At 40.5% G+C, this 26,556-nt stretch carries 24 protein-coding genes and 1 riboswitch; of the genes, 19 read left to right on the top strand and 5 right to left on the bottom strand.

The window, feature by feature from the left end:
- The first annotated feature begins 143 nt into the window (after nucleotides 1-143).
- From MKX52_RS15125 to MKX52_RS15085, 9 genes are all read left to right on the top strand, one after another.
- Complete coding sequence (locus MKX52_RS15125; protein WP_342490962.1) at nucleotides 144-2,243, top strand: heavy metal translocating P-type ATPase; 2,100 nt, start codon at nucleotides 144-146, stop codon at nucleotides 2,241-2,243.
- Nucleotides 2,244-2,387: 144 nt separating this feature from the next.
- Nucleotides 2,388-3,074 carry a DsbA family protein gene (locus MKX52_RS15120; RefSeq protein WP_012011258.1) on the top strand — a complete coding sequence of 229 codons (687 nt, stop codon included), beginning with the start codon at nucleotides 2,388-2,390 and terminating at the stop codon, nucleotides 3,072-3,074.
- Nucleotides 3,071-3,484 carry a disulfide oxidoreductase gene (locus MKX52_RS15115; RefSeq protein ID WP_012011257.1) on the top strand — a complete coding sequence of 138 codons (414 nt, stop codon included), beginning with the start codon at nucleotides 3,071-3,073 and terminating at the stop codon, nucleotides 3,482-3,484. Before MKX52_RS15120 ends, MKX52_RS15115 begins: the two co-directional genes overlap by 4 nt.
- Nucleotides 3,485-3,630: 146 nt before the next feature.
- Nucleotides 3,631-4,242: a trimeric intracellular cation channel family protein gene (locus MKX52_RS15110; RefSeq protein WP_012011256.1), complete on the top strand. Its 612-nt coding sequence runs from the start codon at nucleotides 3,631-3,633 to the stop codon at nucleotides 4,240-4,242.
- Nucleotides 4,243-4,559: 317 nt separating this feature from the next.
- On the top strand, nucleotides 4,560-6,575 hold the full coding sequence (locus tag MKX52_RS15105) for a Na+/H+ antiporter (protein WP_012011255.1): 2,016 nt from the start codon (nucleotides 4,560-4,562) through the stop codon (nucleotides 6,573-6,575).
- 63 nt (nucleotides 6,576-6,638) lie between these two features.
- Nucleotides 6,639-7,508: an ROK family protein gene (locus tag MKX52_RS15100; protein WP_342490961.1), complete on the top strand. Its 870-nt coding sequence runs from the start codon at nucleotides 6,639-6,641 to the stop codon at nucleotides 7,506-7,508.
- A 69-nt stretch (nucleotides 7,509-7,577) separates the two neighbouring features.
- Nucleotides 7,578-8,423, top strand: coding sequence for an aldo/keto reductase (locus tag MKX52_RS15095; protein WP_342490960.1), 846 nt, complete (start codon nucleotides 7,578-7,580; stop codon nucleotides 8,421-8,423).
- A 218-nt stretch (nucleotides 8,424-8,641) separates the two neighbouring features.
- Nucleotides 8,642-9,304: an ATP-binding cassette domain-containing protein gene (locus MKX52_RS15090; protein WP_342490959.1), complete on the top strand. Its 663-nt coding sequence runs from the start codon at nucleotides 8,642-8,644 to the stop codon at nucleotides 9,302-9,304.
- Nucleotides 9,279-10,241 (top strand): ABC transporter permease, encoded by a 963-nt coding sequence (locus MKX52_RS15085; protein WP_342490958.1) that lies wholly within the window; start codon nucleotides 9,279-9,281, stop codon nucleotides 10,239-10,241. Before MKX52_RS15090 ends, MKX52_RS15085 begins: the two co-directional genes overlap by 26 nt.
- 29 nt (nucleotides 10,242-10,270) lie before the next feature.
- On the opposite strand, the gene modB is transcribed toward MKX52_RS15085, so the two are convergent.
- The 4 genes from modB to MKX52_RS15065 all read right to left on the bottom strand — a co-directional run bounded on the left by modB (nucleotide 10,271) and on the right by MKX52_RS15065 (nucleotide 14,330).
- Nucleotides 10,271-10,936, bottom strand: coding sequence for a molybdate ABC transporter permease subunit (modB, locus tag MKX52_RS15080; RefSeq protein WP_342490957.1), 666 nt, complete (start codon nucleotides 10,934-10,936; stop codon nucleotides 10,271-10,273).
- The gene (modA, locus tag MKX52_RS15075) at nucleotides 10,936-11,712 is read right to left on the bottom strand and encodes a molybdate ABC transporter substrate-binding protein (RefSeq protein ID WP_119125364.1); all 777 of its coding nucleotides are present in this window, start codon (nucleotides 11,710-11,712) and stop codon (nucleotides 10,936-10,938) included. Before modA ends, modB begins: the two co-directional genes overlap by 1 nt.
- Before the next feature lie 151 nt (nucleotides 11,713-11,863).
- Nucleotides 11,864-13,714, bottom strand: coding sequence for an LTA synthase family protein (locus MKX52_RS15070; protein WP_342490956.1), 1,851 nt, complete (start codon nucleotides 13,712-13,714; stop codon nucleotides 11,864-11,866).
- A gap of 124 nt (nucleotides 13,715-13,838) precedes the next feature.
- Nucleotides 13,839-14,330, bottom strand: coding sequence for a metal-dependent hydrolase (locus tag MKX52_RS15065; RefSeq protein ID WP_144470463.1), 492 nt, complete (start codon nucleotides 14,328-14,330; stop codon nucleotides 13,839-13,841).
- Between the two features lie 173 nt (nucleotides 14,331-14,503).
- On the opposite strand from MKX52_RS15065, the gene MKX52_RS15060 reads away from it, so the two are divergent.
- The 3 genes from MKX52_RS15060 (at nucleotide 14,504) to MKX52_RS15050 (ending at nucleotide 17,054) form a co-directional block, all read left to right on the top strand.
- Nucleotides 14,504-14,932 (top strand): MarR family transcriptional regulator, encoded by a 429-nt coding sequence (locus MKX52_RS15060; RefSeq protein ID WP_088001262.1) that lies wholly within the window; start codon nucleotides 14,504-14,506, stop codon nucleotides 14,930-14,932.
- 82 nt (nucleotides 14,933-15,014) lie between these two features.
- Nucleotides 15,015-15,158: a small acid-soluble spore protein SspJ gene (sspJ, locus tag MKX52_RS15055; RefSeq protein ID WP_088001264.1), complete on the top strand. Its 144-nt coding sequence runs from the start codon at nucleotides 15,015-15,017 to the stop codon at nucleotides 15,156-15,158.
- Between the two features lie 121 nt (nucleotides 15,159-15,279).
- Nucleotides 15,280-15,458, top strand: a riboswitch (Lysine riboswitch).
- A 189-nt stretch (nucleotides 15,459-15,647) separates the two neighbouring features.
- Nucleotides 15,648-17,054 carry an amino acid permease gene (locus tag MKX52_RS15050; protein ID WP_342490955.1) on the top strand — a complete coding sequence of 469 codons (1,407 nt, stop codon included), beginning with the start codon at nucleotides 15,648-15,650 and terminating at the stop codon, nucleotides 17,052-17,054.
- Between the two features lie 35 nt (nucleotides 17,055-17,089).
- On the opposite strand, the gene MKX52_RS15045 is transcribed toward MKX52_RS15050, so the two are convergent.
- On the bottom strand, nucleotides 17,090-18,028 hold the full coding sequence (locus MKX52_RS15045; protein WP_342490954.1) for an iron-hydroxamate ABC transporter substrate-binding protein: 939 nt from the start codon (nucleotides 18,026-18,028) through the stop codon (nucleotides 17,090-17,092).
- A 259-nt stretch (nucleotides 18,029-18,287) separates the two neighbouring features.
- Here MKX52_RS15045 and MKX52_RS15040 point away from each other — a divergent pair, with 259 nt between their 5' ends.
- From MKX52_RS15040 to MKX52_RS15010, 7 genes are all read left to right on the top strand, one after another.
- Nucleotides 18,288-19,340: an iron ABC transporter permease gene (locus tag MKX52_RS15040; protein ID WP_342490953.1), complete on the top strand. Its 1,053-nt coding sequence runs from the start codon at nucleotides 18,288-18,290 to the stop codon at nucleotides 19,338-19,340.
- Nucleotides 19,341-20,363, top strand: coding sequence for an iron ABC transporter permease (locus MKX52_RS15035; protein ID WP_012011241.1), 1,023 nt, complete (start codon nucleotides 19,341-19,343; stop codon nucleotides 20,361-20,363).
- 19 nt (nucleotides 20,364-20,382) lie between these two features.
- Nucleotides 20,383-21,198, top strand: coding sequence for an ABC transporter ATP-binding protein (locus tag MKX52_RS15030; protein ID WP_012011240.1), 816 nt, complete (start codon nucleotides 20,383-20,385; stop codon nucleotides 21,196-21,198).
- Between the two features lie 176 nt (nucleotides 21,199-21,374).
- Entirely contained in the window at nucleotides 21,375-22,097 is a 723-nt protein-coding gene (locus tag MKX52_RS15025; RefSeq protein ID WP_012011239.1) for a response regulator transcription factor, read from the top strand.
- Between the two features lie 3 nt (nucleotides 22,098-22,100).
- Entirely contained in the window at nucleotides 22,101-23,855 is a 1,755-nt protein-coding gene (locus MKX52_RS15020) for a HAMP domain-containing sensor histidine kinase (protein WP_088001268.1), read from the top strand.
- 136 nt (nucleotides 23,856-23,991) lie between these two features.
- Entirely contained in the window at nucleotides 23,992-25,428 is a 1,437-nt protein-coding gene (gene uxaC / locus MKX52_RS15015) for a glucuronate isomerase (protein WP_342490952.1), read from the top strand.
- 68 nt (nucleotides 25,429-25,496) lie between these two features.
- Nucleotides 25,497-26,507 (top strand): LacI family DNA-binding transcriptional regulator, encoded by a 1,011-nt coding sequence (locus MKX52_RS15010; protein ID WP_216887821.1) that lies wholly within the window; start codon nucleotides 25,497-25,499, stop codon nucleotides 26,505-26,507.
- The last annotated feature ends 49 nt before the right edge of the window (nucleotides 26,508-26,556 follow it).

The following is a 26,556-nucleotide window of genomic DNA, read 5'->3' as shown; positions in this document are numbered from 1 at the left end:
TCTTCATAAATGATTGACAGAAGATAAGAATTCCTCATATAATAAGGGTAATCTAATATATGAATATATGCTCATATATAAAGTTTTTAATAAGTTGAATCGATCCAGGGAACGTTACTTATCATATAGAAAAAGGTGAGAACATGAAAAAGATGAAGGATGAATACGTATTAAGCGGTCTTGATTGCGGCAACTGTGCACGTAAAATAGAAACAGGTGTCAGCAAAATGGATGGAGTGGAAGCTTGCTCTGTTAACTTTGCGACAGGCACCTTGACTGTCACCCATGCAGATAAGCAAGAAACGATGGCGAAGAGAATTGAAAAAACTGTTCAATCCATAGAACCTCATGTGAGTGTATCACCGAAAGAAGAGGGACATCATCACGATCATGATCATGGGACGAAAAATTTAAAAACGATTGTACTGAAATTAATTGGCGGAGCAGTCATTGGAACAGCCGCTTTCTTTATCCCTGAAGGTGGTGTATTAAAGTTCCTTATGTTCTTCGCAGCATATTTACTGGTCGGCGGTGATGTGGTTTTTAAAGCGCTGAAAAATATCGTGCGTGGTCAAGTATTTGATGAGAACTTCTTAATGACCATTGCAACAGTTGGCGCTTTTGTGATTCAGCAATATCCAGAGGCACTGGCAGTGATGCTCTTTTACCAAATTGGAGAGCTCTTCCAAGGGGCGGCAGTAAACCGTTCAAGACGCTCAATTAGTGAATTAATGAATATACGTCCAGAATATGCGAATCTAAAAGTCGGAAATGAAACGAAAAAAGTGAATCCAGAAGAAGTGAAAGCCGGGGACCGTATTGTCGTGAAGCCTGGTGAAAAAATTCCGCTGGATGGGCTTGTTATCGAAGGATTCTCTCTTGTTGATACCTCTGCACTAACAGGAGAGTCGGTGCCGCGGGATGTAGAAGCAGGAAAAGAAGTTCTTGCAGGATTTGTGAATCAAAACGGTATACTTGAAATTGAAGTCCAAAAAGAGTTAAGCGAATCGGCCGTGACGAAAATTTTAGATTTGGTTGAGAATGCAAGCAGCCGAAAAGCACAGACAGAAAATTTCATCACAAAGTTTGCAAAGTATTATACACCGGCTGTCGTCGTGCTCGCCTTATTGCTTGCCTTTGTGCCGCCGCTACTTATTCCATCAGCACAATTGTCTGACTGGGTGTACCGGGCACTTGTCTTTCTTGTGATCTCTTGTCCTTGTGCTCTTGTCGTATCCATTCCATTAGGGTTTTTCGGGGGAATTGGGGCAGCGTCTAAACGAGGCATCCTTGTCAAAGGCAGTAACTATTTAGAAGCATTAAATTCAGTGAAATATGCGGTATTTGATAAGACAGGCACGCTCACAAAAGGAAACTTTACCGTGACCAATATTGCCACAGCCAGTGACAAGTGGTCAGAAGAAGAGCTGCTTTCTTTTGCAGCACTAGCAGAAGCCCATTCCTCTCATCCTATTGCAGAATCGATTAAAGCGGCATACAGCTCACCACTTGATGAAAGCCAGATCGAAGCATATGAGGATATCGCGGGACATGGAATTAAAGCGACCATCAGCGGTTCTCACGTCTTAGCGGGAAATCACCGCTTAATGGAACGAGAAGGCATTGCGTATGAAAAAGAAAAAAGAAGCGGAACCGTTGTATATATGGCGATTAACGGTGAATTTGCTGGATCAATCTTAATTGCAGATGAATTGAAGGATGATGCAATTGAAGCCGTATCTGCTCTAAAAGCGTCTGGTATTCAAACCGTCATGCTCACAGGTGATGCTAAACAAGTCGGAACTGCGGTCGCCAAGCAAATTGGCATTGATGAAGTACATGCAGAATTATTACCGCAAGATAAAGTAACGAAATTAGAAGAAATTGATCAGAAAAAAGCGCCTCAAGAAAAGCTATTATTTGTTGGGGACGGCATTAATGATACACCGGTATTAGCAAGAGCGGACATAGGAATTGCAATGGGCGGGCTTGGTTCAGATGCAGCTGTCGAAGCGGCTGATATTGTCATCATGACGGACCAGCCATCAAAGGTAGCAGAAGCCATCGCTGTCGCAAAACGAACAAGAAGGATTGTCTGGCAGAATATCGCATTTGCCCTTGGCGTTAAAGGCATCTTCCTTTTACTCGGTGCATTCGGTATTGCAACGATGTGGGAAGCCGTCTTCTCGGATGTCGGTGTCACCGTACTCGCTGTTTTAAATGCGATGAGGGTCATGAAATAAAATTGTAAGGAAAATTTCATGAATACCATCTTTCATAATGGATCCCCTCTTGTTAAAATAGAAGAAGTTGGATAATGGCATTCTTCTAAGCTATTATCCTTTTTCTTTTGTAAAAGGAATGAAAAAGATAAGGTAGGTGCTTATGTGAGTAAGAAAAATAATCAATCTTCATCCATTAAATTTGCTGTCATTTTAACCATTATTGCCGCTCTTCTCATCGGTATATTTGTTGTGATTGGAAACAAGAACAGCCAAGAAGCACAAACAGTTGACAGTAAGCCTTCGATTCAAGGACAACCTGTCATAGGAGACAAAAACGCAGCAGTGCAAATTGTCGAGTTTGGAGACTACAAATGTCCGTCATGTAAATCATTTGAAACAGACATTTTCCCAAAACTGAAAGCAGACTACATAGATAAAGGCGATGTATCTTTCTCATTTATTAACTTACCACTGCCTGTTCATGGAGATGGCGCAGTGTTAGCAGCACTTGCTTCTGAAGAAGTGTGGAAAGAAGATCCAAAAAACTTCTGGGCATTCCATGAAGCTGTCTATCAAGCACAGCCAGATAGTGAAGCAGAATGGGTGACGCCTGCTAAGCTGACTGAACTGGCGAAAAAGACAACAAAAATTGATACGGACAAACTCAAAGATCATTTATCAAAGAAAACGTATCAGCCGCAGCTGAACACAGACAATCAGCTTGTGAACAAATACAAAGTGAATTCAACACCAACGATCTTTATTAACAATAAACAAGTTCAAAATTTCTATGACTATGATGAAATCAAAGAATTAATTGATCAAGAGCTTAAAGGGAAGAAATCATGAAGAATAAGCTTATTTACTTGTACAGTGCTTGGATTGTCTCGATCGTTGCGACGATGAGCAGCCTGTATTTAAGTGAAATTAAAAAGTTTATTCCATGCGATATGTGCTGGTTCCAGCGCATTTTCATGTACCCGCTCGTGCTTTTACTAGGAATTGCTACGTTCCGGGGTGATGTTAAAGTGAAGTATTACGTACTGCCTTTGGCTGTCATCGGTGCTTGCTTTTCCATCTATCATTATATGGAACAAAAAATCCCAGGCTTTGCGTCGATTCGCCCTTGTCTCAGCGGCATTCCTTGTTCTGTAGATTATTTGAACTGGTTTGGTTTTATCACCATTCCGCTATTAGCACTTATTGCATTTATTCTGATCATCATCAGTATGCTGCTGTTAAATGCAAAAGAAGATTAAGAGATGGCCTGCTTTTTAGCAGGCTGTTTTTTATTTTTGCAAAAAGATAAAATTTAAAGAAAATTTGTATTGCTTTTCGCTTATGTCAGATATACATTAAGGGAGTAGTATGAGATGATCAGATCATGTAAGGAGATAAGCGGAAAATGGCATGGGAAGTCTTAAGTATCATTGGTATTATCGCATTTGCCATTAGTGGTGCGATAGTAGCAATGGAGGAAGAGTACGATATTCTTGGTGTGTACATTTTAGGGATTGTGACAGCTTTTGGCGGTGGAGCGATTCGGAATCTATTAATCGGTCTTCCGGTGTCTGCTTTATGGTCACAGGGCAAAATGTTTACCATTGCTCTTGTATCTATTACGATTGTGTTTCTTTTTCCAAAGCTTTTGCTCAAGCACTGGAGCACATGGGGGAATTTCTCGGATGCAATTGGCTTAGCAGCGTTTGCGATTCAAGGTGCATTATTTGCGGTGCAAAGAGAGCTTCCGCTCAGTGCGGTCATTGTGGCAGCCATTCTGACTGGGAGCGGTGGCGGAATTGTGCGTGATTTATTAGCAGGGCGAAAGCCACTTGTGCTAAAAGCAGAGATTTACGCAGTCTGGGCAGCGCTTGGTGGCTTATTCGTAGGACTCGGTTTAGCACAAGGAGAGATTGCTTTGTATTTGCTGTTTCTCATCCTCGTCGTATGCAGGGTGTGTTCCTACCTATTCAAATGGCGGCTTCCCGCTAGGTCTTATTTTTTAAATAAAGGGTAAAACGAGAAAAGAGCGATTTCGCTCTTTTTTTGTGTTTAATACGAGCTGGATCTCAGCAGGTGATAGAGTTTTCGTGTAAAATAAAAACAGGATCTTTTGTTCATCATTAGAACAATACATGTGATGAAAATTTTGTCAGTTGGCTGAATATGTGGATTCAGTCTTTTTTGCCTAGATGGATTGTTATGTGTTGGTTTCTCTTTTTGCGGAATACTAAGAAGGCATATATCACTGAACGGATGTATGCTTGAAATGAACACATCACTGCATGTAAGCAAAACTTGACGAAAACATGAATTAAGGAGGGGCACGTATTAGTGGAGATTTTTTTAGCAGTGCTCGTACTACTCGCACTCATTGCATCATCTAATATTATCAATCGTTTTGTCCCCTTTATTCCAGTCCCGTTAATTCAAGTGGGCTTAGGAATACTGGTGGCAGCTTTTCCTTCAGGTTTACATATTTCGTTAAATCCTGAACTATTCTTCGTTTTATTCATCGCGCCGCTGTTATTTAATGACGGGAAGCGTACCCCAAGGGACGAACTGTGGAAATTAAGAGCGCCGATTCTTTTGTTAGCCCTAGGATTGGTCTTTGCGACAGTCATTGTCGCGGGATATACCATCCATTGGATGATCCCAAGCATTCCGCTTCCAGCCGCCTTTGCGCTAGCAGCGATCTTATCACCGACAGATGTGGTAGCAGTCAGTGCTCTTTCCAGCCGTGTGAATATGCCAAAGGGCATCATGAGACTTTTGGAAGGCGAAGGATTGATGAACGATGCATCAGGACTTGTCGCCTTTAAATTTGCCATTGCTGCAACAGTGACTGGCGCTTTTTCAATCGCTGAGGCATCCTTTAGCTTTGTCCTAATTGCCGCAGGTGGTCTATTGACTGGGTTTATTCTATCCTTTTTTATCATTCGTTTTCGCTATTTTCTCCGCCGTTTAGGAATGGACGATGTCACGATGCACATCATCCTGCAAATCCTTACACCATTTGTCATCTATTTAGCCGCTGAAGAAATTGGTGTATCCGGCATTTTAGCCGTTGTTGCTGGCGGTGTGACACACGCTATTGAGCAGGATCGAATGGAGGCAAATTTAGCCAAACTACAAATTGCTTCATCAAACACATGGAATATTATTTTATTTATTTTAAATGGACTTGTTTTCGTTATTCTTGGATTGCAGATTCCTGATGTATCGACAGTCATTTTCCAGGATGAAGCGTTTAATAATATGCAGGTCATCACTTACATTTTAATCATCACGCTGTGTCTTATGATTCTAAGGTTCTTATGGGTATGGCTCTTCTGGGCAGGGAAATGGAGCGCAACGAAAAAGCAAAACGTGAAAAAACCGAAACTTCGCGCCTCGATGCTCATGACATTCTCTGGTGTACGCGGGGCCGTGACATTAGCCGGTGCCTTCTCCATCCCATTTACACTTGCGGACGGATCACCGTTTCCTGAACGACATTTGATTATTTTCCTCGCAGCAGGCGTCATTTTATGTACACTCATTTTAGCTAGTGTGCTACTGCCTCTTCTATCCGAGAAAAAAGACAAACAAATCGCTGTCGATTTGGATACAAAGATTCAGCATGCGAAACGAAAGCTGCTGAGAAGTGCTATTAAAACGTTAAGAGAAGGAATGAATGAAGACAACAGGGAAGTGTCTCTTGCACTCATCAATGATTACCGAATGAAGCTGCGTAATATCCAGCGTGAGCCGTACCAATTCGGGATGAGAAGACAAGAGAAAAAGATTAGGCTACACGGAATTAAAGCGGAGCAGATGAAGCTCCAACAACTCATTGAGGAAGAGAAAATCGATCAACAAGAAGCCTATGAGCTGCAAGAAAGATTTCATGAGCTCGAAATGCTGTACTCAAACTCCTTCAAAATTCGATTTTCAAAAGTGAAGTTTCTACGCTTGCTTCAATGGCTCCAATTATGGCGGCCGAATCAGCTCGTTTCCAGTGGTATTTTAGAAAACGAGGACTCGTACAAACAAATCCGTAAGAAAACGGCAGAGGCTGCTGTTGACTCGATCAAGCAGCATATGAACGATGAAAATAAACAAACGTGTCATCAAGTGATTGGCTTTTACAACCAAGTCATTTATCGCTGTGAACACGGCCCAAGCTTCTTTCAGCAAAAAGATCGTTCATTTGACCGGAAGAAAAAAGAGCTTAACTTCCAAGCTGTACAGACGATTCGAAATGAAATTCAAACGTTGTATGAAAATGGTGAAATCAATCGTGATATTGCCCATCATCTAAGGGAGTATATCAATGATATGGAAGCTGTTCTCTTGACCAATACGTAATGTTGTCATCTCCTCCCCTATGTTTTATGATGAAGAAAGAGAACAAGCAGGGGGAGATCAATGATGGCGTATTATGGAGCAATTGAAGCTGGCGGTACAAAGTTTTGTTGTGCAATCGGCAATGAGCACGGGGATATTCTCGAAGAAATGACGATTCCTACAGAGCACCCAGAAAAAACATTACAAGAGCTCATCCCATTTTTCGAGCAGCATGACATTGAAGCATTAGGGGTCGGCTCCTTTGGACCGATCTGTGTCCAAAAGGACGACCCTTCTTACGGTTATATCATGAACACGCCGAAAGTAGAGTGGAAGCATTATCCGTTCATCCCAGAGCTAGAGAAACAATTAAAAGTCCCAGTATCTTTTACAACAGATGTCAATGCGGCAGCCTTAGGTGAATTAACAAAAGGAGCAGCCAAAGGGCTGAATAGCTGTATGTATATCACGGTCGGTACGGGTATCGGTGCAGGCGCTGTTGTAAAAAACGAACTTCTTCACGGACATTCGCATCCAGAGATGGGACACATCCTTGTCAGGCAGCATGAATCAGACGTTTTTGAAGGAGTTTGCCCAGCGCATGGGACATGCTTAGAAGGACTGGCAGCTGGACCAGCGATTGAAAAAAGATGGGGGAAATCTGCGAAAGAACTGACAGAGGAAGAATCAGTTTGGGCACTTGAAGCCGATTATTTGGCGCAGGCGCTAATGCAGTACTCGCTCATTTTAAGCCCAGAACGCATCATTATGGGCGGGGGCGTCATGAAACAAAAACAGCTGTTTCCATTAATTCGAGAGAAGCTTGCTGCTTATCTCAATGATTATGTAGACCTGCCGCCGCTTGATTCATACATTGTCTCTCCTGGACTTGAGGATAAGGCCGGCATGACAGGTGCTTTGCTGTTAGCCATCGAAGCGAAGAAAAACGCCTGATAATAGAGTTTTAATGGACAACGTGAGATAATGAAAAAGATGGAATCTATGAAAAAGGTGGTTGTTAAAATGGTCAAAAGCTTGAATGATACCGTAACACTGAATAACGGAGTAGAAATGCCTTGGTTTGGTTTAGGTGTATTCAAAGTGGAGGACGGCAATCAAGTGGTAGATGCCGTAAAAGCAGCCATACGAAACGGATACCGCAGTATTGATACGGCTGCCGTTTATAAAAATGAGACAGGCGTAGGCAAAGCAATTAAAGAATCTGGCGTGAAACGAGAAGATTTGTTCATTACGTCTAAAGTATGGAATACGGATCAAGGCTATGACAAAGCGCTGGCTGCATTTGACGCAAGCTTGAATCGATTAGGTCTTGATTACCTAGACCTCTATTTGATCCATTGGCCTGGTCCAAATGCAGAAACATTTAAAGACACATGGCGTGCGCTTGAGAAGCTTTACAAGGATGGGAAAGTGAGAGCCATTGGCGTCAGCAACTTCTATATTCAGCATTTAGAAGAGCTGTTAAAAGATGCAGAGGTTGTTCCAGCCGTGAACCAAGTTGAATTTCATCCGAAACTGACACTTGTCGAACTACGTCAATATGCAAAAGAAAAAGGCATTCAAATTGAAGCGTGGTCTCCGCTTATGCAAGGAAAGCTATTAGATCATGACGTATTAAAGGACATTGCTACACGCTACAACAAAACTGTTGCGCAAGTCATCTTGCGTTGGGATCTACAAAGCGGCGTCGTGACGATTCCAAAATCAATCAACGAAGAACGAATTAAACAAAATGCAGATATTTTCGATTTCGAACTCTCCAAAGAAGACATGGAAAAAATTGATGCATTAAACAATAACGAACGCGTCGGCTCGAATCCAGAGACGATGACGGTTGGGTTTGAATAATAATGAAATAGAATAATGATAAAAACACCTTTCGATAGGCGTAGGAGTGATAAACTTCTGTGACTAATGGAAAGGTGTTTTTTTATTAAAGAAATTAAAAGCTATTGAAAGCGAGCATATCTTTTTAAATCCACCTTAAATCACATGAACTTTATGGAATAATAATAGGTTATATGGTAAATTTTGAATATAAATAAAAAGAGGAGTTTTTTTGGAAAATGATCCATGTAAAAGGATTGACAAAAACATATCGACATCAGCCTGTATTTGAAGATTTACATATTCAAATAAAACATCAAAAAATAAATTTTATCATGGGGAAGAATGGATCCGGAAAAACAACTTTTATGAAATGCTTACTTCAGCTAGAACACTATGAAGGGGAAATCTTGTATAATCATCAGCCAATTGATCGAGTAAGAAATGAGATTCAGGTGATGTTTGATGATACTCCACTCTATTTAAATCTAAATGGCTATCAAAATATACGTTTATTGTTAAATCGCCCTGTTGATCAAAAAAAGTGTGATGAACTGGCAAGAGAATACCTACCACATGAGATACTCAAAAAGAAGGTCAAACATTATTCCTATGGACAAAAAAAGAAGCTAAGTTTCATATTCATTGCCTTAACAAAACCAACTTATTTATTCTTAGATGAGATATCAAATGGACTAGATTATGGAACAATGATGGAGTTAAAAGCAATGATTAAGAAATGGTCTGAAGACATGACGATTATTGCTACAGGTCATCAGTTTGAATTTTATTCATCTATTGTGGATGAATTGTTTATTTTAAAAGACAAATCAATGATTCAAATCCATGACTTTCAGGAAAAAGGAGAGGATTTGGGTGACATCTATCAAGCATATTTATAAATTAATGAAAAAAGAGTTTTTATATCAATATTATGCCAAAGCATTTCTTATCTTGTTCATTCCATTAATGCTGATTTCGTTATGGAATGTATATGCTCAATATGAAACAACGAAATCCAACTATGCCCAATATGTAAAAACAGAAAGTGAATACAAAGAGCTCGGTATTGATATTAAGAAGGCTTTGACGATGCCAGTTAACATAGAAGAAGGAGAATTAGCCGGAGCTGAGGGGGAAGTTGTCGAGAATGTCTTGAAATATGATTATGAGCAGTTTATTCATTCACTTCATTTGATGGAACCGACTCAAACGATTTCAACAACTTTAGAATGGATGGGATTTATCTTTTATCCTCTCGTATTTGGTTTATATGCTATTTATTTATCAACATATGATGTTAAATATAAAACGCTGAAAATAAAGGCAGTTCGATATCAGTGGAATGATGTGTTGTTTTCTAAGCAATTATCTCTGTATGTCATCATTCTATTATTGATTCCTATTCTTTCTCTTATTTCTTATATAGCTAGTCATATCCTTTATTCTGCCATATCAAATGATATATCTGTCCAATTGTTTACATATAAAGATAGTAATGAACATTCTATATTGCTTCAATTCATGTTTGTTATTTGTACTAGTTGGTTATTTAATACACTTGTTTTTTATTTAGGTAGTTTATGTCGAAGTTTTATTTTATCAGGGATCATCTACATGGTCTATTTTTTATTGATCCCTAACTTAGGTGTCTTTGATTTGAAAAACATGATTGCCAACTTAGCTTTGCACCTTTTTTCGTTTGAAGGAAACTACCAATTATTTGTGCCTATTCCCGTGAATATCATCACCATACTGATTAGTATTTCATTGCTATTCTACCTGTCATCATTGATGACTTATACAATTGTAAAACGGCAAAGTAAATATGTAGCCTAAATCCCTCTATTCTAAAATAGAGGGATTTTTTACGTACTGCTTCTACGCACAGCCAAAAGCATCATAAAAGATAAGATCACAATACAGATCGTCCAGGTCCAAGCAAGCTCCATGCGTCCAGAATCAATCGCCACATAGATAGCGGTTGGGAGTGTTTGGGTTTTTCCTGGAATGTTGCCAGCAAACATTAAGGTCGCTCCGAATTCTCCAAGGGCTCTTGCAAAGCTAAGGATGCTGCCGGACAAGAGGGATGGCAGGGCAAGAGGTACAGTAATATAGGCAAAGACTTGGAATGAATGAGCACCATCTACTTTTGCAGCCCCTTCAATATCTGACTCAATTGTAGAAAAGCCCGCCTTTGCTGATTGATACATGAGCGGAAATGCGACGACTGTCGAAGCGATGACCGCCGCCCACCATGTGAAAATGATTGGTTGATGGAAGATCCATTCAATCGCGCCCCCTATTACGCTATGTTTTCCGAATACGACGAGCAATAAAAAGCCAACGACTGTTGGTGGGAGAACGAGTGGCATCATCAGAAGCGTTTCCACAAGCATTTTCCCTTTAAAAGTTGTTCGCGCCATCCAAAAGCCAATCGTTGTGCCAAAAACAGTGGCCAACAGTCCGCTAACGATCGCCACTTGAATGGACAGCCAAATGGGTGATAGAAAATCTTCAGTCAGCATAGGCATTACGACACTTGAAAGCCATATTTCTTAAAAATAGATTTGGCTTTATCAGATTGAAGAAATTGAAAAAAGACCTTGGCTTCCGTTAGATGTTTTGTCCCTTTGACAATCCCTACTGGATATATAACCGGAGAGTGCATGTCCAAATTTGCTTCAGCTGCGATTTTTACTTTTTTAGAAACGAGGGCGTCTGTTTTATACACAACACCAGCGTCTACATTTCCTGTTTCGACGTAGCTTAGAACTTGACGTACATCTTTGGCATAGACAGCATTCTTTTTCACTTGGTCCCATATGTTCAGTTTTGTAAAGATCTCTTTGCCATATGTACCAGCAGGAACCGATTCAGGTGTGCCAAGAGCAATCTTTCCTTTTATGTGCTGGACGTCTTGAAAGCTTTTAATAGAGGAAGAGCCATCTTTTGGCACAATAAGGACTAGCTCGTTTTGTATAGCATCCTTGATATAATCTTGATCAATGTCTCCAGATTGAACAAGTTCATCGAAGGGCTCTTCTGCTGCTGAGAAAAAGAGATCGGCTTTTGCTCCTTGAGCGATTTGCTGCTTCAATGCGCCGGATGATCCGAAGTTATTTGTTAATGTCACATGTGGATGCTGTTTGTGAAAGGAGGCTTCAATCTCCTTTAGCGCATCCTGAAGACTTGCCGCTGCTGAAATCACAAGCTCTGTTTTTTTCTTCGTATTAGATGGCTTCATCTCAGTTTGGCATCCACTCAGGAGCAAACATATGGAGATGAGGGCTAAGAATGTATACTTCATGTTCACACCTCTTATCATTCATTATCATGTATTTCCCTTTATTATAAGCAAACTTATTTGGGCATTCATAGACTTTCAGTAAAAAGAGAAAAGAAAAAGCCGCCTGATGGCGACTTTCAGTGTGATGACTAAAGAGATCGTTTGATCCTGTTTATTGCTGATAAAAACGCAGTAAATTCCCATTGATCACCTTGTCTGATAAGGAGAGCTCTTTATTGGCTTTTTCTATATAGGGCTGACATACTTCATCCTGCTTCACGGGTTCTTTTGTTTTTTGATCATAGCAGGTGTTTTTTGTATAGAGATACTCATCTGTAATAAAGTTCCCGTTTCTCAATACAGCGAAAGGCGTCCGTTCATCTGAAAATAAATCATTGCCGAATTGAATGGAATTCTTTGTTTCAATCCCTAGTAAGTGAAGAAGTGTCGGCTTGACATCCATTTGACCTGCTGTTTCAGAAATGGTCTGTGGTGCTTGATCCGTGACACCAGGAATGTAAATCAAAAATGGAACACGCTGCAGTTTGACCGCATCAAACGGTGTGATTTCCTCTTGATTGAGCAGCTGTGCCATTGCCTCATGATGTGCCTCAGAGATGCCATAATGGTCGCCCATGAGGACAAACATCGTATTGTCATACAATCCTTCTTCTTTCATACGATCAAAAAACATCTTAATCGCTTCATCCTGATAGCGGACGGTCGTCACATAGCGGTTTAAAATGGTACTGGACGAATCATATTCATCAATAAACTGATCCTGCGGGTCAATTTCAAATGGAAAATGATTGGTCAAAGTGATGAACGTACTGTAATAAGGCTGCTTCAACTTTTTTAAATAATCAATGGATTGATCAAAGAAGTCGATATCCTTTAAGCCCCAGCCAGTGGAATTCCGTTCATTGACATGATAAGAATCGACATCATAGAAACGATCAATTCCTAGTGATTCATACATCACATCACGATTCCAAAACGTTTTGTTATTCGCATGAAATTGGACGGATTGATAGTTTTCCTTTTTCAACTGCTTGTATAACGTGTCATATTTATTATCACTCGCTGTGAAAAAGACAGCGCCACTGCTAGAAGGATAGAGGGAATTAGCAACAATAAACTCTGAATCGGACGTCTTTCCCTGCTCTGTCTGCTGATAAAATTCATCAAAATAAAAACTCTTTTTAGCCAATTGATTTAAAAAGGGAGTGATATATTGTCCATTTACCTTTTGGTTCATGACAAATTGCTGCGTCGATTCAAGTGAAATGAACACAACGTTTTTGCCTTTAGCAAGCCCAAAGTACTCTTCGTTTGGTGCGCTGTAATCAGCCTTGGTGTAGTTTGCTACAGTAGAAAGCGTATCTTCATCTGCAAAGGCCTTTTGTCCAATGCGTGCTGTTTGGGCAGCACCGTCGTACAGATGGAATTGGAACAGCCCGAGGTTTCTAACAATGACTTCACGATCATAAGAGCTTGTCAGAAATCTAGGGTGATCCATCATAGCTGAGCTGATATGAAACAATAGGAAACTACAGCAGATCACATAATATGTTTTGATCGTCTTGTATGACGCTTTTGGGGCTAATGGTTTGCGCTTGAGCAGCCAAGCAAGTACGACAAAATCAACGAGCATCAACACAAAAAGCGGGTGGAATAATTCCGTCATACTGCTACCCATATCTCCCATGTTCTTCGCTTGGAATAGCACGGGAATGGTAATAAAATCAATATAAAAGCCATAAAAGATCGTATTCGATACCAAAATCGCCGTGAGAATAAAATTTGCAGTCAATAAAAAAACCTTTTGTTTGGTTTCATTTAAAAAGAGAGCTATCCCAAACAAAGGAAGTAGAAAGCTAAGTGGATTGATCAAAAGCAGCCATTCATGAAACAGATTGGCCGTTCGTATGTGAAAACCTAGTTGATAAATGATGTATGTTTTCATCCACATGAAAAGGATGGAATACACTAAAAACCAGTGATTTTTGAAAAACGCTTTCATTTATGTATCTCCTCACCATTCTGTATTCAGCTGCAAGGCAAAAACACTTATCTTAAACCTACTAAAAAAATGAGGAATGATCAATTCATAACTTATCTTTTTCGCAAAACTCTTTTTTATTCTGTTAGAACTGGATGGGGATCGATAAGCCGCAAATGACGGCGATGTAATAGCAGGTGACGACGGTGAGAGCAGCTAGTACGACTTGTTCTCCTGTGCTGCCTGTTTTGACATAGAAAGGGAGACGCACTTTAATGGAAGCCGGAAATAAAAATTTAATGCCGTTCACTGTCCCAGCATCAAGGATAAGGTGGCTCGCCATTCCAACTAGTAAACCGATACTTAGGCTGTCATTTGGAATGTATGTTGTCGCGAGAAAATAAATGATCAGTAGGAATAATAAACTGTGTGTAAATGTGCGATGACCGAACACGCTGCTGATCAGGGCCGAGAGCAGCGGAAATTTTCTACCGATTTTACTTTTTGTATGGCAAAGATCAGGAATCAAAGCACCTGCTGATCCAGCTGCAGCCATGATCACTGGGTCGAATCCGTAGTAGTAGGCGACGGCCGTTGAGGCGGCGATTCCGCCCATAATGTGTGTTTTTCCTGTCATGATGCGTACTCCTGTTCTGTTTTTTTGTTCAAGTATTCACTATATCAAGGGTGAATTCATTCAGCAAGGCTTATTTCTAAAGAAAAAAAGGACAAAAGGGTTGGCTGATTGGAAAAACATTCTATAATAGGGAGGGAAGTCATGTTGATACTAACGATAAGGATGCGATTCGGATGGGTAATGCAGACATTTTAAAAGAAATTGTTCTTGTACATTATGAAGTCAGCCGTAAATTAAACCGCAAGTTACTTGAGTTAGAAAAAGACATCACGCCTCCGCAGATATATGCTCTTTCTATTTTGATACAAGGCAAAGTATCAGATGCCGAAGAGCTGAAACAAAGACTCTCTTTAAACCCAGGTGCAGCCTCCATTGCACTCAACAAATTGTGTGAGCAGGGCTATATTCAGAGAGAACGGGACAAAGATGACCCCTCACTCGTCCGATTAGAAGCCACCGAAAAAGGGAAGGCGATTTATGAGAAACATACACGCCTTTTTGGGAAGGTGATTCAGCATATGATGTCAGACTTCACAAAGGAAGACTTAAAGACCTTTTTGATGTATCTGCAAAAAATGAGACAGACCTTTCATGATGATTAAGCCTTTCCACTTTGTATAATGCGGCGCACTGTAGCACAAATTAATCAGGCAACCGCATTTTATGAAAAGGGAGGAAACAGCGATGTCATTTTTCCAAAAGGATAAAAAGGCGAAAAACGAGAAAGACCACAAGCAAGTAGATCAGCTGTTAGAAGAAGCAAGCAAAGAGCTAGCAGGCGATCCGCTTCAGGAAGCTGTACAAAAGAAGAAAAACAATGATCAATAAGCAGGTATAGGGCAGAGAAAAGTATCTCTGCCCTTTTTCTATGTTTTACCCTTTGACAGAAATGAGAATGTTTGATAACCTTCGTGTAGTAAAAATGAATAGAAATCCTCACGCTATGTCTCAGTGAGGTAGAGGTTGCGCGGATGATGAGTCACTCATGGGAGAGATGGAATCGAAGATCATGAGAAAAAAGGCATCAGCGCCGAAGTGTAGAGAGAGCTCCAACTTTCTTTATGCTGGGTCTGCATTGAATAAATGCAGGACTGCCACGTCTTTGAAGCGTGGAGGGCTATCCGGAGATCAAGGTGTATGTTTTGAAAAGCATGGACTGTTGTTCAGGCTTTTTTTTATGTTCTGAGTACCGAAGATAAGGGTATGCTGTTAAGAAAGTGACCCATGAACATAAAGAATACAAGTCATTGCTTCACAAATATATCAATGAAGATACTGCCGGGTCTGGTCCGAAGTGAATATAACGGAGGTACGGAAATGGAACAGACAAAAAAATGGGGTTTTTGGTTATTGACGGCATTTGTCGTCGGAAATATGGTAGGTTCAGGCATCTTTATGCTGCCAAGTACGCTTGCCCAGCATGCTAGTCCTTTAGGTGTGACGATGGCATGGCTTGTCACAGGTGGCGGTGTGCTGATGATTGCACTTGTTTTTGGGCATTTGTCCATTCATAAGCCACAGCTAACGGCTGGACCACAAAGTTATGCAAGAGCGCTTTTTAACGATCCGAAAAAAGGGAAAGCGGCTGGTTTTACAATGGTTTGGGGATATTGGGTAGCAAGCTGGATTAGTAATGTCGCAATTATTACGAGTCTTGCCGGTTATTTAACGACATTTTTCCCTATTCTCACCGTGAAGACGGAGATTTTCACCTTTGGTAAAGAAGCGATCACACTTGGTCAGCTGACAACGTTTATTGTATGTACCATTCTTCTTTGGGGAACACATACGATCTTAATTACAAGCTTAAGCGCTGCAAGTAAATTAAACTTTATTACGACCTTTTCAAAGGTACTTGGATTCGTCCTTTTTATCGTTGCGGGATTATTTGCATTCCAAACGGCATTATTTGAACATTATTACTTCCCAGTGGCAGCAGAAGGTGAAGGAATGCTCGGACTTGGAGGCCAAGTTCATCATGCGGCCATTTCCACACTGTGGGCATTTATTGGCATCGAATCTGCTGTCATTTTATCAGGAAGAGCGTCCTCGCAGCGTGATGTGAAACGTGCAACGATTACAGGTCTTTTAATTGCACTCTCTATCTACATGATTATTACTTTGATTACAATGGGCGTCCTGCCGCACGATCAGTTGCAAGGCTCAGATAAACCATTCGTTGACGTGCTTCAGCTTATTATTGGGCCGGCTGGAGGAATTGTGATGGCACTGCTTGCGATTATTTGTTTATTTGGCTCGATGCTCGGCTGGATCTTACTTGGTTCAGAAGTACCGTATCAAGCAGCAAAGGCTGGCGATTTCCCAGCAGTATTTGCAAAAACAAACAAAAAAGGCAGTCCTGTTTTTGCTTTAACGGTTACAAATATCATGTCACAGCTGTTTATTTTCTCAGTAATGTCTCGTACGATTAATGAAGCTTTTACCTTTTTAACGACATCAGCGACACTTGCGTATCTCATTCCGTATATTGTGTCTTCGATCTACAGCATTAAAGTCATTATGCAAGGTGACACGTATGACCTTCAAAAAGGGAAGCGAACAAGAGACGGAATCATTGCGCTGATTGCGATGGGATATTCCGCTTGGGTTATTATTTCAGGAACAGCTGATTTGAAAACATTTGGACTTGGCATCGGCCTGTTCTTAGTAGGTATTTTGCTTTATCCATTCATGTCAAAAGGATTTGCGAAAGGAACGGAATAAGGGAAACGTTTCTCCACATTTGGAGAAACGTTTTTTTATGATGCAGAAGTTAAACGATCGACAATAAACTCAAGCTGTCCTTCTAATGAAACTGGGTCATTAAAGAAGTACCCGACAGGATCGATTTCAAATACGTGTTTATTTTGTACAGCAGGAAGTGATGCCCAAATGCTGCTTTCATACACCTGATCCCCTTTACTTTTTGAACCGCTCCATGGACTAGTGAAAATAAAGTCTCCTGCGTATTCTGGCAGCTTTTCAAGAGAAATGTTTGCATAGCCGACGCCGCTGTCGATGGCATCTTTTTTCACTGCCTTTGGTGCACGTAATTTCAGCTCGTCATAAATAATTTCGCCTCCGCGTGCAAAGGTGTTTCCAAAGATATAGATCCCTTTATCAAAAGGTGACACGATTGAAACAGTTTTGTTGCCGATTGCTTTTGTGACTTTAGGCTTTACCTCACTTATTTTTGTATCCCATTTTGTGATCCATTCTGTTGCTTTTTTCGGTGTACCTGTCATTTTACCGAATTCTTTCAGTTGATCTTTAAAGGAATATTGATTGTATTTAATGGCAACGGTTGTCGCAATTTTTTTGTATTGATCAAATTTTTCATCTTCACCCCAAGCGATAATCATATCTGGCTTCAAAGCGGCGACCTTTTCGACAGAAGGGGTTGTTCCAAGGTTTTTGACACCATCCGTTTTGCCTTTATAGAAAGGGTTTTTAAAGATAGGTGCAGTTGCAGCAATTGGCGTCTTGCCAAGTGTCACGAGGTCACCGTAGTAGCTTTCAGCGAGAAGCACAATTCGTTTTGGATCTTTAGGGAGTTTGACTTCACCTTTTACATCCTGATAGGTGATGGTGTCATTCTGGTTGGCGCCAGATTTTTTATTTGAAGTGCTGCCGCAAGCAGCTGTAAAAAGCATGAGAATGGCTAAGGATATCAAAAGAAATCCAGATCGTTTTTTCACAAAGATTCTCTCCTATTCACGTTCATATGATAATGATTCTCAATTTCAATTATATCGTAACATGATGGAATGAAAAATACATCGGCTATTTTAGGACCAAAAGAAAAATGGTGAATTTCTCCCGGTTTTTTGATGAAAATAAAGAAAATGTTCAGAACAATGATTTCAAAAAGGAAAGAAAATGATATACTAGACTTCGAGATTGATAATCATTATCATTAATAACGAATAGATATGAACGGAAAGGAAGAGACTGGTTTTGGGCTCACAATCGAATAAACAGCTGCCAGCCAGGGACGATGAAATGGATATTGTTACGAAGCCCTTTGGAACAGCAGCTGTTGTCATCATAGGAATTATCGCTTTAGCATTTGGTCTTTTTTTATCAGTATCATTAGGAGCAGCAAATATTCATCTACACACGGTATGGGAAGCCATTTTTCAATTTGATCCACAACAAACGTCACATCAAATCATTCGAGAATTAAGGCTGCCTCGTACAGCTGGGGCTGCACTCGTCGGTGCCTTTTTAGCTGTATCTGGTGCCATCATGCAAGGGATGACTAGAAATGCGCTTGCGTCTCCTGAAATTATGGGTGTGACAAATGGCTCTGCATTTGCAATTGCGATAGCATTTGCCTTTTTCCCAGGTCAATCTTCTTTCACATTAATTCTTTGGTCATTTGCTGGAGCCGCACTCGGTGCATCTATTGTGTTTGGTGTCGGTACTCTGTCTAAGGGAGGCCTGACACCAGTGAAGCTCGCACTAGCGGGTACGGCAGTTGGAGCTCTTTTAAGCTCGATCTCTACAGCAATTGCCATTCGGTTTGACGTCGCTCAGGACATGAGCTTTTGGTACGCAGGCGGCGTGGCAGGCTTGAATTGGAGCAACATTCAGGTCGTTATTCCAGTCGCCATTGCAGGACTTGTGGTTGCGATGATTCTTGCACGCTCGATCACTGTACTGAGCTTAGGTGATGAATTGGCTAAAGGACTCGGGCAGTATACGAAAACGGTCAAGGTGCTAGGCATATTGGTCGTGATTCTTTTAACCGGTGCTGCTGTGTCGGTGGCAGGCTCAATTGGCTTTATCGGGCTTGTCATACCCCATGTCACTCGATTCTTGGTCGGAGTGGACTACCGGTGGATTATCCCTTGCTCAGCTATTTTAGGGGCCATTTTGTTAATTTATGCAGACATTGCTGCAAGACTGGTCAATGCGCCATTTGAAACGCCAGTTGGTGCCATTACTGCGATTATAGGCGTTCCTTTCTTCTTATATTTAGCTAGACGTGAAAGGAGCGGAATTTAAATGGAAATGGTGCAGCAGGCAAAGATAAAGAAATATAAACGAACGATGCTGATGATCTTTTTAGCCATCGTCGTGGTATTTTTGATTAGTTTAAATACCGGGGAAATTCGTATTTCTCCGATAGATACATTGAAAACATTTTTTGGATTCGGAAGCGAAATGGATGAGCTGGTGCTGTTCGAATTCAGACTTCCAAGAATGATCATCGCTTTACTTGTTGGTGCTTCTATCGCTGTTTCAGGAGCTATTTGGCAAGGTGTTTCTCAAAACGGCTTAGCTGATCCTGGAATTCTTGGTGTGAATGCGGGCGCAGGCTTTGCTGTTGTGCTTTTTATCTTTGTATTTCAAGGCACGATGTCGAACTTAGGTCAATTGACGATTTTTATCCTGCCGCTTTTCGCATTTGCAGGAGCAGCCTTTGCTGCATTTCTCATCTATGTGTTAGCGTGGAAAAAAGGCATCACACCTGTTCGATTAATTTTAACGGGTATTGGCGTCAACGCTGCGTTTTCAGCAGCAATTGTGGTCATTCAATTAAAAATGAGCCCAAATGATTTTAACCAAGCCATCGTGTGGCTATCAGGAAGTATTTGGGGCTCAAGCTGGACGTATGTCTTATCAGTTCTGCCATGGATGCTTATTTTCCTTGTGTTAGCGCTTGTGAGAGCACGCTACTTAAATATCATGAATTTAGGTGACCAGCTGTCCTATGGATTAGGGATTTCAGTTCATAAAGAAAGAAGCTTCATGATGCTAATTGCCGTTGCATTAGCAGGTGCAAGTGTCGCTGTTGCAGGTAGTATCTCTTTCTTAGGGTTAGCCGCACCGCACCTTGCGAGAAAGCTTGTTGGACCAAAGCACCAAGGAATGATACCAGCCTCTGCGTTGATTGGCGCACTGTTATTATTACTGGCAGATACACTTGGTCGCGTCATACTTGCACCATCAGAGGTGCCAGTTGGTCTAGTCGTTTCTGCTTTAGGTGCACCTTACTTCATTTACTTATTGATGAAAACGAATTAATGAGGGAGGAGAAAAACATATGAAATCGCTCGAAACAGAAAAGCTATGTATCGGTTATCAGGACCGTTTGATTGTAGAGGATTTAAATATCAGTATCCCAAAAGGCAAGGTGACAACATTGATCGGACCGAATGGGTGCGGGAAATCAACGATATTAAAAACAATGTCCCGTATCATGAAGTCCAACCGAGGCGCTGTTTACTTAAATGGTCAAGCTATTCATCAAACGCCTACAAAAGAAATTTCAAAACAGATGGCGATCCTACCGCAAACGCCCGAAGCACCAAGTGGACTGACAGTGTATGAGCTTGTGTCATATGGACGTTTCCCGCATCAAAATGGATTTGGTCGCTTATCAAATGAAGATAAACGAATCATCAGATGGGCACTTGAGGAAACGGGCATGATTGCTTTTCATGACCGGCCAATTGAAGCACTTTCTGGTGGACAGCGTCAGCGTGTATGGATTGCGATGGCACTTGCCCAGGAAACAGAACTGCTTTTATTGGATGAGCCGACGACGTATTTGGATCTTGCACATCAACTCGAGATTCTGCAGCTGTTAGAACGGTTAAACAGAGAACAGGGACGAACTGTGTTGATGGTCATTCATGATTTAAATCATGCGGCACGTTTTTCTCATTATATGATTGCCCTCAATCAAGGAAAAGTGATCAAAGATGGGACGCCTCATGAGGTCATGACCAAAGAGGTGCTTGGTCAGGTATTCCACATTGATGCAGAAATCGTACTTGACCCTAGAACGAATAAGCCGATTTGTTTAACATATGACTTAATGAATCACGAAAGAAAGCTAGAAGCTGTGAATGGATAATAGAAGTAAAAGGAACTCGGTGGAATAGCCGAGTTTTTTTGTGTCTCTGAAACTTCCTAGTAATGCCATTTCCCCCAGTTGATATTTTTTCGCTTTTATGCAGAAAAGAGGTACTTTTTTACTTTAGACAATGGTAATATACGGTTAGAGATCATAGCTAGAAAGGAAAGAGATGCGTGGAAACAGCAAAAATATTGATTGCAGATGACGAAGAAGCAATTGTCAAAATGGTTGAACGCGTATTAAAAAAAGAAGGATTCAAGCATATATATAAAGCTTACCATGCAGATGAAGCATTAGATGTTGTCAAAAACGAGGACATCCATCTCTTACTTCTAGATGTGATGATGCCGGGTAAGTCTGGTTTTGATGTTCTTCCTGAAATGAGAAAATTTACGAAAGCACCCATTTTCTATTTAACTGCAAGAACGTCTGATGTAGATAAACTGACCGGTTTTGCTCAAGGGGCAGATGATTACATCACAAAGCCATTTAATCCGCTAGAGCTTGTGGCTAGAATTAAGGCTCACTTAAACCGAACATATATCTCTTTAAAGGAAGACCAAGATGAGGCTCAAAGTCCATACGAATATGCCCACTTCTCTTATCATCCTCATTCAGCCGAATTGAAAGTAAGAGGAGAGGTGACTGCATGCTCTGCTCAGCTACTCTCTTTACTGAAGTACTTTTGTGATCATCCGAATGTGGTTCTCTCAAAAGACCAAATCTATGAGAAAGTATGGGGCGTTCCATCATATGGTGATAACAACACCGTGATGGTACATATTCGAAAGCTGAGAGAAAAGATCGAGTTAGATCCAAGTCAGCCCGAATATATTGTGACGATCCGTGGAATGGGATATAAATTTATACCACACCCAGTAAAGGTTCATCAATAATTTATGAATTTACGAGCAAAACTCTTCTTTCACTTTGTCGGACAAATGTTTATTGTGATTGCCGTTTTTATCATCGGAAATACGTTCTCTGATAATTTATATTTAAAAAAATACTACGAGAACATGGCTGAAACCGGCTTAACAAAAGCTGATGGAGATACACTCATGAGCTGGCTTTATTTTAACGAGGATGGAGAAATGGAGGCCGATGATCAGCTCAAGCAAGCAGTGAGAAAACGAGACGGCTGGCTGCAAGTGATTGATTCAAAAAAACATAACGTCTATAGCTATCACCGCCCTAAGTCCATTCCAACTTCCTATCAAAAGGATGAAATGATCCAGATCTTTGAAAAAAGACAATTCAAAGATTATAAGATGTACTTCTGGCCAATTGAGATTGATCAAAAAAGCTTTATCGTGTTGTATGGGTTTAAAACAAACAGCACAAAGGTCGCCAATTATTTGAAGCAGAACGAGAAAAATTTGGCTGCACTCTCTCAATATTCGGTTGAAACGAAAGAATTCTTGAAGAGAATGAATGGGTCGGTACATCTGTTCAATGATGAAGGGAAATATTTAAAAGGCATTCGAGCCAACACCAATCTGAAACATGATGTAACAGATGTTGAACTGCTTAAGTATCAATCAAAGCCTTGGGAGTTTAGAAGTGATCTATCTTATATTAGAGTGAATAAAAACCTGTATATGATCATTTCTGTACCAAATAAAGTATACAGCCCAGATGGCTTATACGATAAAGAAACAGACGCTTTAAATCAATATACGACCATTTTAATTGCAGGTCTTGCGATTACAATTATTATCGTCATGACATTATGGTACTCGTATCGCTATGGTCTGCCAATCTATCATATTATTCGCTGGTTGATTTTCTTATCTAGAAATAAATTGCAGGAACCAACAAATAGAAAAGGAATCCCAATTAGTAAAAATAAAAAAGGGCGTATTAAGCGGGAATACCGATTATTTGAGGATATCCTCAAAACAATGGATCAACTCACGCTTACATTAAAAGAGAATGAAGAAAACCGAAGAAAAATTCAAACCACAAGGGAAGAATGGATTGCAGGATTGTCTCATGATTTGAAAACACCCCTTAGTACCATCTATGGCTACGGGCTCATGCTTGAATCTGATCAATATCAATGGTCCAAGGAAGAAGTCATGGAAATGGGACAAGTGATTCGTGAGAAATCAGAGTACATGTCGACCTTGATTGAAGATTTAAACCTCACGTATCGATTGAAAAATGGGGCCTTACCTATCAATCGAAAGCCGGTCGAGCTGGGTGAATTTTTAGCCTCTATTATGGACGAGTTTTCAAGAAGCTCTTTTTCTGAGGATTTTTCATCCTCTTTTGAAGACCAAACTAACGGTGTCATCTTTGAGATAGACAAAGCTTGGTTCAGACGAGTGATTGAGAACCTGCTTGCGAATGCAGTCAAGCATAACCAAAAAGGCACGCATATTACAGCTGTTTTGTCTGAAACAAATGAAGAAGTTCGGATCGAAATGAAAGACAACGGATGCGGAATGGCACAAGAAACGGTCGATCACTTATTTAACCGCTACTATAGAGGGACAAATACAAATGACCCAACGAATGGAACAGGACTTGGTCTGGCAATAGCAAAAGAGCTTGTCTTACTGCATGACGGCGATATTCAAGTGGAAAGTGAACCTGGTGCTGGAACAACTATTGTGATTATCCTAAAAAAATCACCTTCTGTAAAATAGCCAAAAAACGATTTTCCTTTCTGAAGGAGATCGTTTTTTCCTGTTTTAGGATTGAAATCAACTTTGTAAACGATTACAATTAAATTGTTAACGTGAACAAATCATTTTCATACGATAAGAAGGATGGGGGAATTTGATGAAAGCCTTTTTAGATGAGCAGTTTTTACTAAACAGTCCAACGGCGGAAAAGTTATATCATGAGTTTGCAAAGGACCTTCCAATCATAGATTACCATTGCCATTTAAGTCCTAAAGACATCTATGAAAATAAAACCTTCCGAAATATCACTGAGGCATGGCTTTATGGAGATCATTACAAATGGCGTGCCATGAGAGCAAATGGCATTCCCGAAACGCATGTCACGGGTGATGCAACTGATTATGATAAATTTCTGGCATGGGCGAAGACCGTCCCTATGACCATAGGAAATCCGCTCTATCATTGGACTCATCTAGAGCTGAGAAGATATTTCGAAGTCCAAGACCTATTAAATGAAAAAAATGCAGACACCATTTGGCAGAAAGTCAATGAAAAGCTACAAGAAGAGGGATTTGGAGCGAGAGACTTCATCATGAAATCAAACGTTGAAACTGTTGTGACAACAGATGATCCAATCGATTCACTTCAATATCATCAAAAACTGCGGGAAGAGGGATTCTCTGTACAAGTGCTTCCAGGGTTTCGACCTGATAAAGCACTCGATATAGCGAATGATCTGTTTGAAAAATATGTTCATGAACTGGCAGAGGCTTCAGCTATTTCAATACAATCCTACCAAGATTTTTTAAATGCTATCCGCGCGAGAATTGATTTTTTCCATGAACACGGCTGCTTGATCTCAGATCATGCCATTAATGAAATGACATATGAAGAAACGACACAAGAAGAAGTGGAGACCATCTTTCATAAAAGAATGTCTGGTTATCCATTGACAGAAAAAGAGAAGATCAAATTTAAAACAGAGACTTTCATTATGCTAGGTCAGGCTTACTGTGAGCGTGGCTGGGCAATGCAGCTTCATATCAATGCACTTAGAAACAATAATACGAAAATGTTTGAGAGGCTTGGAGCAGATACGGGGTATGATGCGATGAATGACGAAGATATTGCAAAGCCGCTTTGCCGTATATTAGATCGTTTAGAACAAGAAGATGCATTGCCAAACACGATTCTGTATTCCTTAAATCCAAGAGACAATGTCGTGATATCAACATTGGCTGGAAGCTTTCAAGACGGCAAGACACCGGGGAAGATGCAGCACGGCACAGCCTGGTGGTTTAATGATACGAAGCAAGGAATGACAGAGCAGATGATGGCTCTTTCCAGTATCGGATTGATCAGCCGTTTTATCGGGATGCTGACAGATTCACGAAGTTTTTTATCCTATACAAGGCATGAATATTTCCGAAGACTGCTTTGTGATATCATCGGGGATTGGGTAGAAAAAGGAGAAGTCCCTTATGACCAAGAGCTGTTAGGGGAGATCGTGAAAGGAATCAGCTATGAAAATGCCAAGCAATATTTTCAATTTGACCGAGCAAAGCAGCTCCATCATCAAAGTAAAATCACATGAGGAAAAAGGTAAGAAAATGAAAACGGTTTTATGATAAGATGGAAAAAAATCATAAAAGGCGGAATAGCATGACAGTCACAATTAAAGACATAGCAAAATTGGCAAATGTCTCTCATACCACAGTATCAAGGGCTTTGAATAATAGTCCTTTTATTAAAGAGAAGACAAAACAAAAGATTTTGTCGATTGCAAAACAGCTGAACTATTCACCAAATGTCCATGCCAGAGGCCTTGTATCACAAAAATCGTTTACGATCGGTCTGTTTTTTACGAGTTTAACAGAAGGCACATCCTCAAGCTTCTTTGTGGATGCGTTAAAAGGCGTCAATAGCGTCATGACAGAGCATTACAATCTGTTTGTTAGGGGTATTGACGATTTTCATGATTACACAACCATTCATAAACAGCGCTACGATGGTATTTTGCTAATGAGCCAAAGTGAGCATGATGAAGCGTTTATTCATCATGTCAAGAAACAGGGCATTCCAATCATTGTGCTGAATCGCCGTGTAGAAAATCATGAAGTGATGAATATATTAGCAGATGATAGTCAAGGAGCATACCAGGCAGCGCATTATTTCATTCAGCAAGGCCACCAACAAATCGCCATCATTGAAGGAAAAGAAGGCTTTAAATCGACTCAGGAGAGAAAAGCTGGTTTTCTCCAAGCGTTAATTGATCACCATATTCCGATGAAAAAAGAATATATGATCAAGGGTGACTACCATATGAAAAGCGGCTATGAATCAATGGAATCCCTGCTGACCCTTGATCATCCGCCAACAGCTCTTTTTTGCTCTAACGATGATATGGCCATTGGTGCAATGAATGCTTTATATGCAAAGGGGAAGACGTGTCCGGGTGATGTCTCTATTATCGGTTTTGATGATATTGCATTTTCATCCTATACCACGCCTGCACTGACAACGGTTAAAAAGCCAATCGAAAAAATGTGTGCACTTGGAGCAAATGCCATTCTATCTGTCATAAACGGAGAAGAGCAGGAAGAGGATCATATGGAAAAAATGTATGTCCATACAGAGCTCATGATCAGAGATTCAGTCAAAAAGGTGCAGTAATCAGCACCTTTTCAAGAAAAATGTTCACGTGTGCATGAAATGCAGAGAG

It is taken from the genome of Bacillus sp. FSL R5-0422 (assembly GCF_038610765.1).
Classification (GTDB): Bacteria; Bacillota; Bacilli; order Bacillales; family Bacillaceae; genus Bacillus; species Bacillus pumilus_O.
This window is presented reverse-complemented; position numbering and strand designations above follow the sequence as displayed.

What these genes read in the sequence shown, in the direction of transcription:
- MKX52_RS15125 (WP_342490962.1), top strand. Translation starts at nt 144, where the DNA reads ATGAAAAAGATGAAGGATGAATACGTATTAAGCGGTCTTGATTGCGGC.
- MKX52_RS15115 (WP_012011257.1), top strand. Translation starts at nt 3,071, where the DNA reads ATGAAGAATAAGCTTATTTACTTGTACAGTGCTTGGATTGTCTCGATC.
- MKX52_RS15110 (WP_012011256.1), top strand. Translation starts at nt 3,631, where the DNA reads ATGGCATGGGAAGTCTTAAGTATCATTGGTATTATCGCATTTGCCATT.
- MKX52_RS15100 (WP_342490961.1), top strand. Translation starts at nt 6,639, where the DNA reads ATGGCGTATTATGGAGCAATTGAAGCTGGCGGTACAAAGTTTTGTTGT.
- MKX52_RS15095 (WP_342490960.1), top strand. Translation starts at nt 7,578, where the DNA reads ATGGTCAAAAGCTTGAATGATACCGTAACACTGAATAACGGAGTAGAA.
- MKX52_RS15090 (WP_342490959.1), top strand. Translation starts at nt 8,642, where the DNA reads ATGATCCATGTAAAAGGATTGACAAAAACATATCGACATCAGCCTGTA.
- modB (WP_342490957.1), bottom strand. Translation starts at nt 10,936, where the DNA reads ATGCCTATGCTGACTGAAGATTTTCTATCACCCATTTGGCTGTCCATT.
- modA (WP_119125364.1), bottom strand. Translation starts at nt 11,712, where the DNA reads ATGAAGTATACATTCTTAGCCCTCATCTCCATATGTTTGCTCCTGAGT.
- MKX52_RS15070 (WP_342490956.1), bottom strand. Translation starts at nt 13,714, where the DNA reads ATGAAAGCGTTTTTCAAAAATCACTGGTTTTTAGTGTATTCCATCCTT.
- MKX52_RS15065 (WP_144470463.1), bottom strand. Translation starts at nt 14,330, where the DNA reads ATGACAGGAAAAACACACATTATGGGCGGAATCGCCGCCTCAACGGCC.
- MKX52_RS15060 (WP_088001262.1), top strand. Translation starts at nt 14,504, where the DNA reads ATGGGTAATGCAGACATTTTAAAAGAAATTGTTCTTGTACATTATGAA.
- sspJ (WP_088001264.1), top strand. Translation starts at nt 15,015, where the DNA reads ATGTCATTTTTCCAAAAGGATAAAAAGGCGAAAAACGAGAAAGACCAC.
- MKX52_RS15050 (WP_342490955.1), top strand. Translation starts at nt 15,648, where the DNA reads ATGGAACAGACAAAAAAATGGGGTTTTTGGTTATTGACGGCATTTGTC.
- MKX52_RS15035 (WP_012011241.1), top strand. Translation starts at nt 19,341, where the DNA reads ATGGAAATGGTGCAGCAGGCAAAGATAAAGAAATATAAACGAACGATG.
- MKX52_RS15030 (WP_012011240.1), top strand. Translation starts at nt 20,383, where the DNA reads ATGAAATCGCTCGAAACAGAAAAGCTATGTATCGGTTATCAGGACCGT.
- MKX52_RS15020 (WP_088001268.1), top strand. Translation starts at nt 22,101, where the DNA reads ATGAATTTACGAGCAAAACTCTTCTTTCACTTTGTCGGACAAATGTTT.
- uxaC (WP_342490952.1), top strand. Translation starts at nt 23,992, where the DNA reads ATGAAAGCCTTTTTAGATGAGCAGTTTTTACTAAACAGTCCAACGGCG.
- MKX52_RS15010 (WP_216887821.1), top strand. Translation starts at nt 25,497, where the DNA reads ATGACAGTCACAATTAAAGACATAGCAAAATTGGCAAATGTCTCTCAT.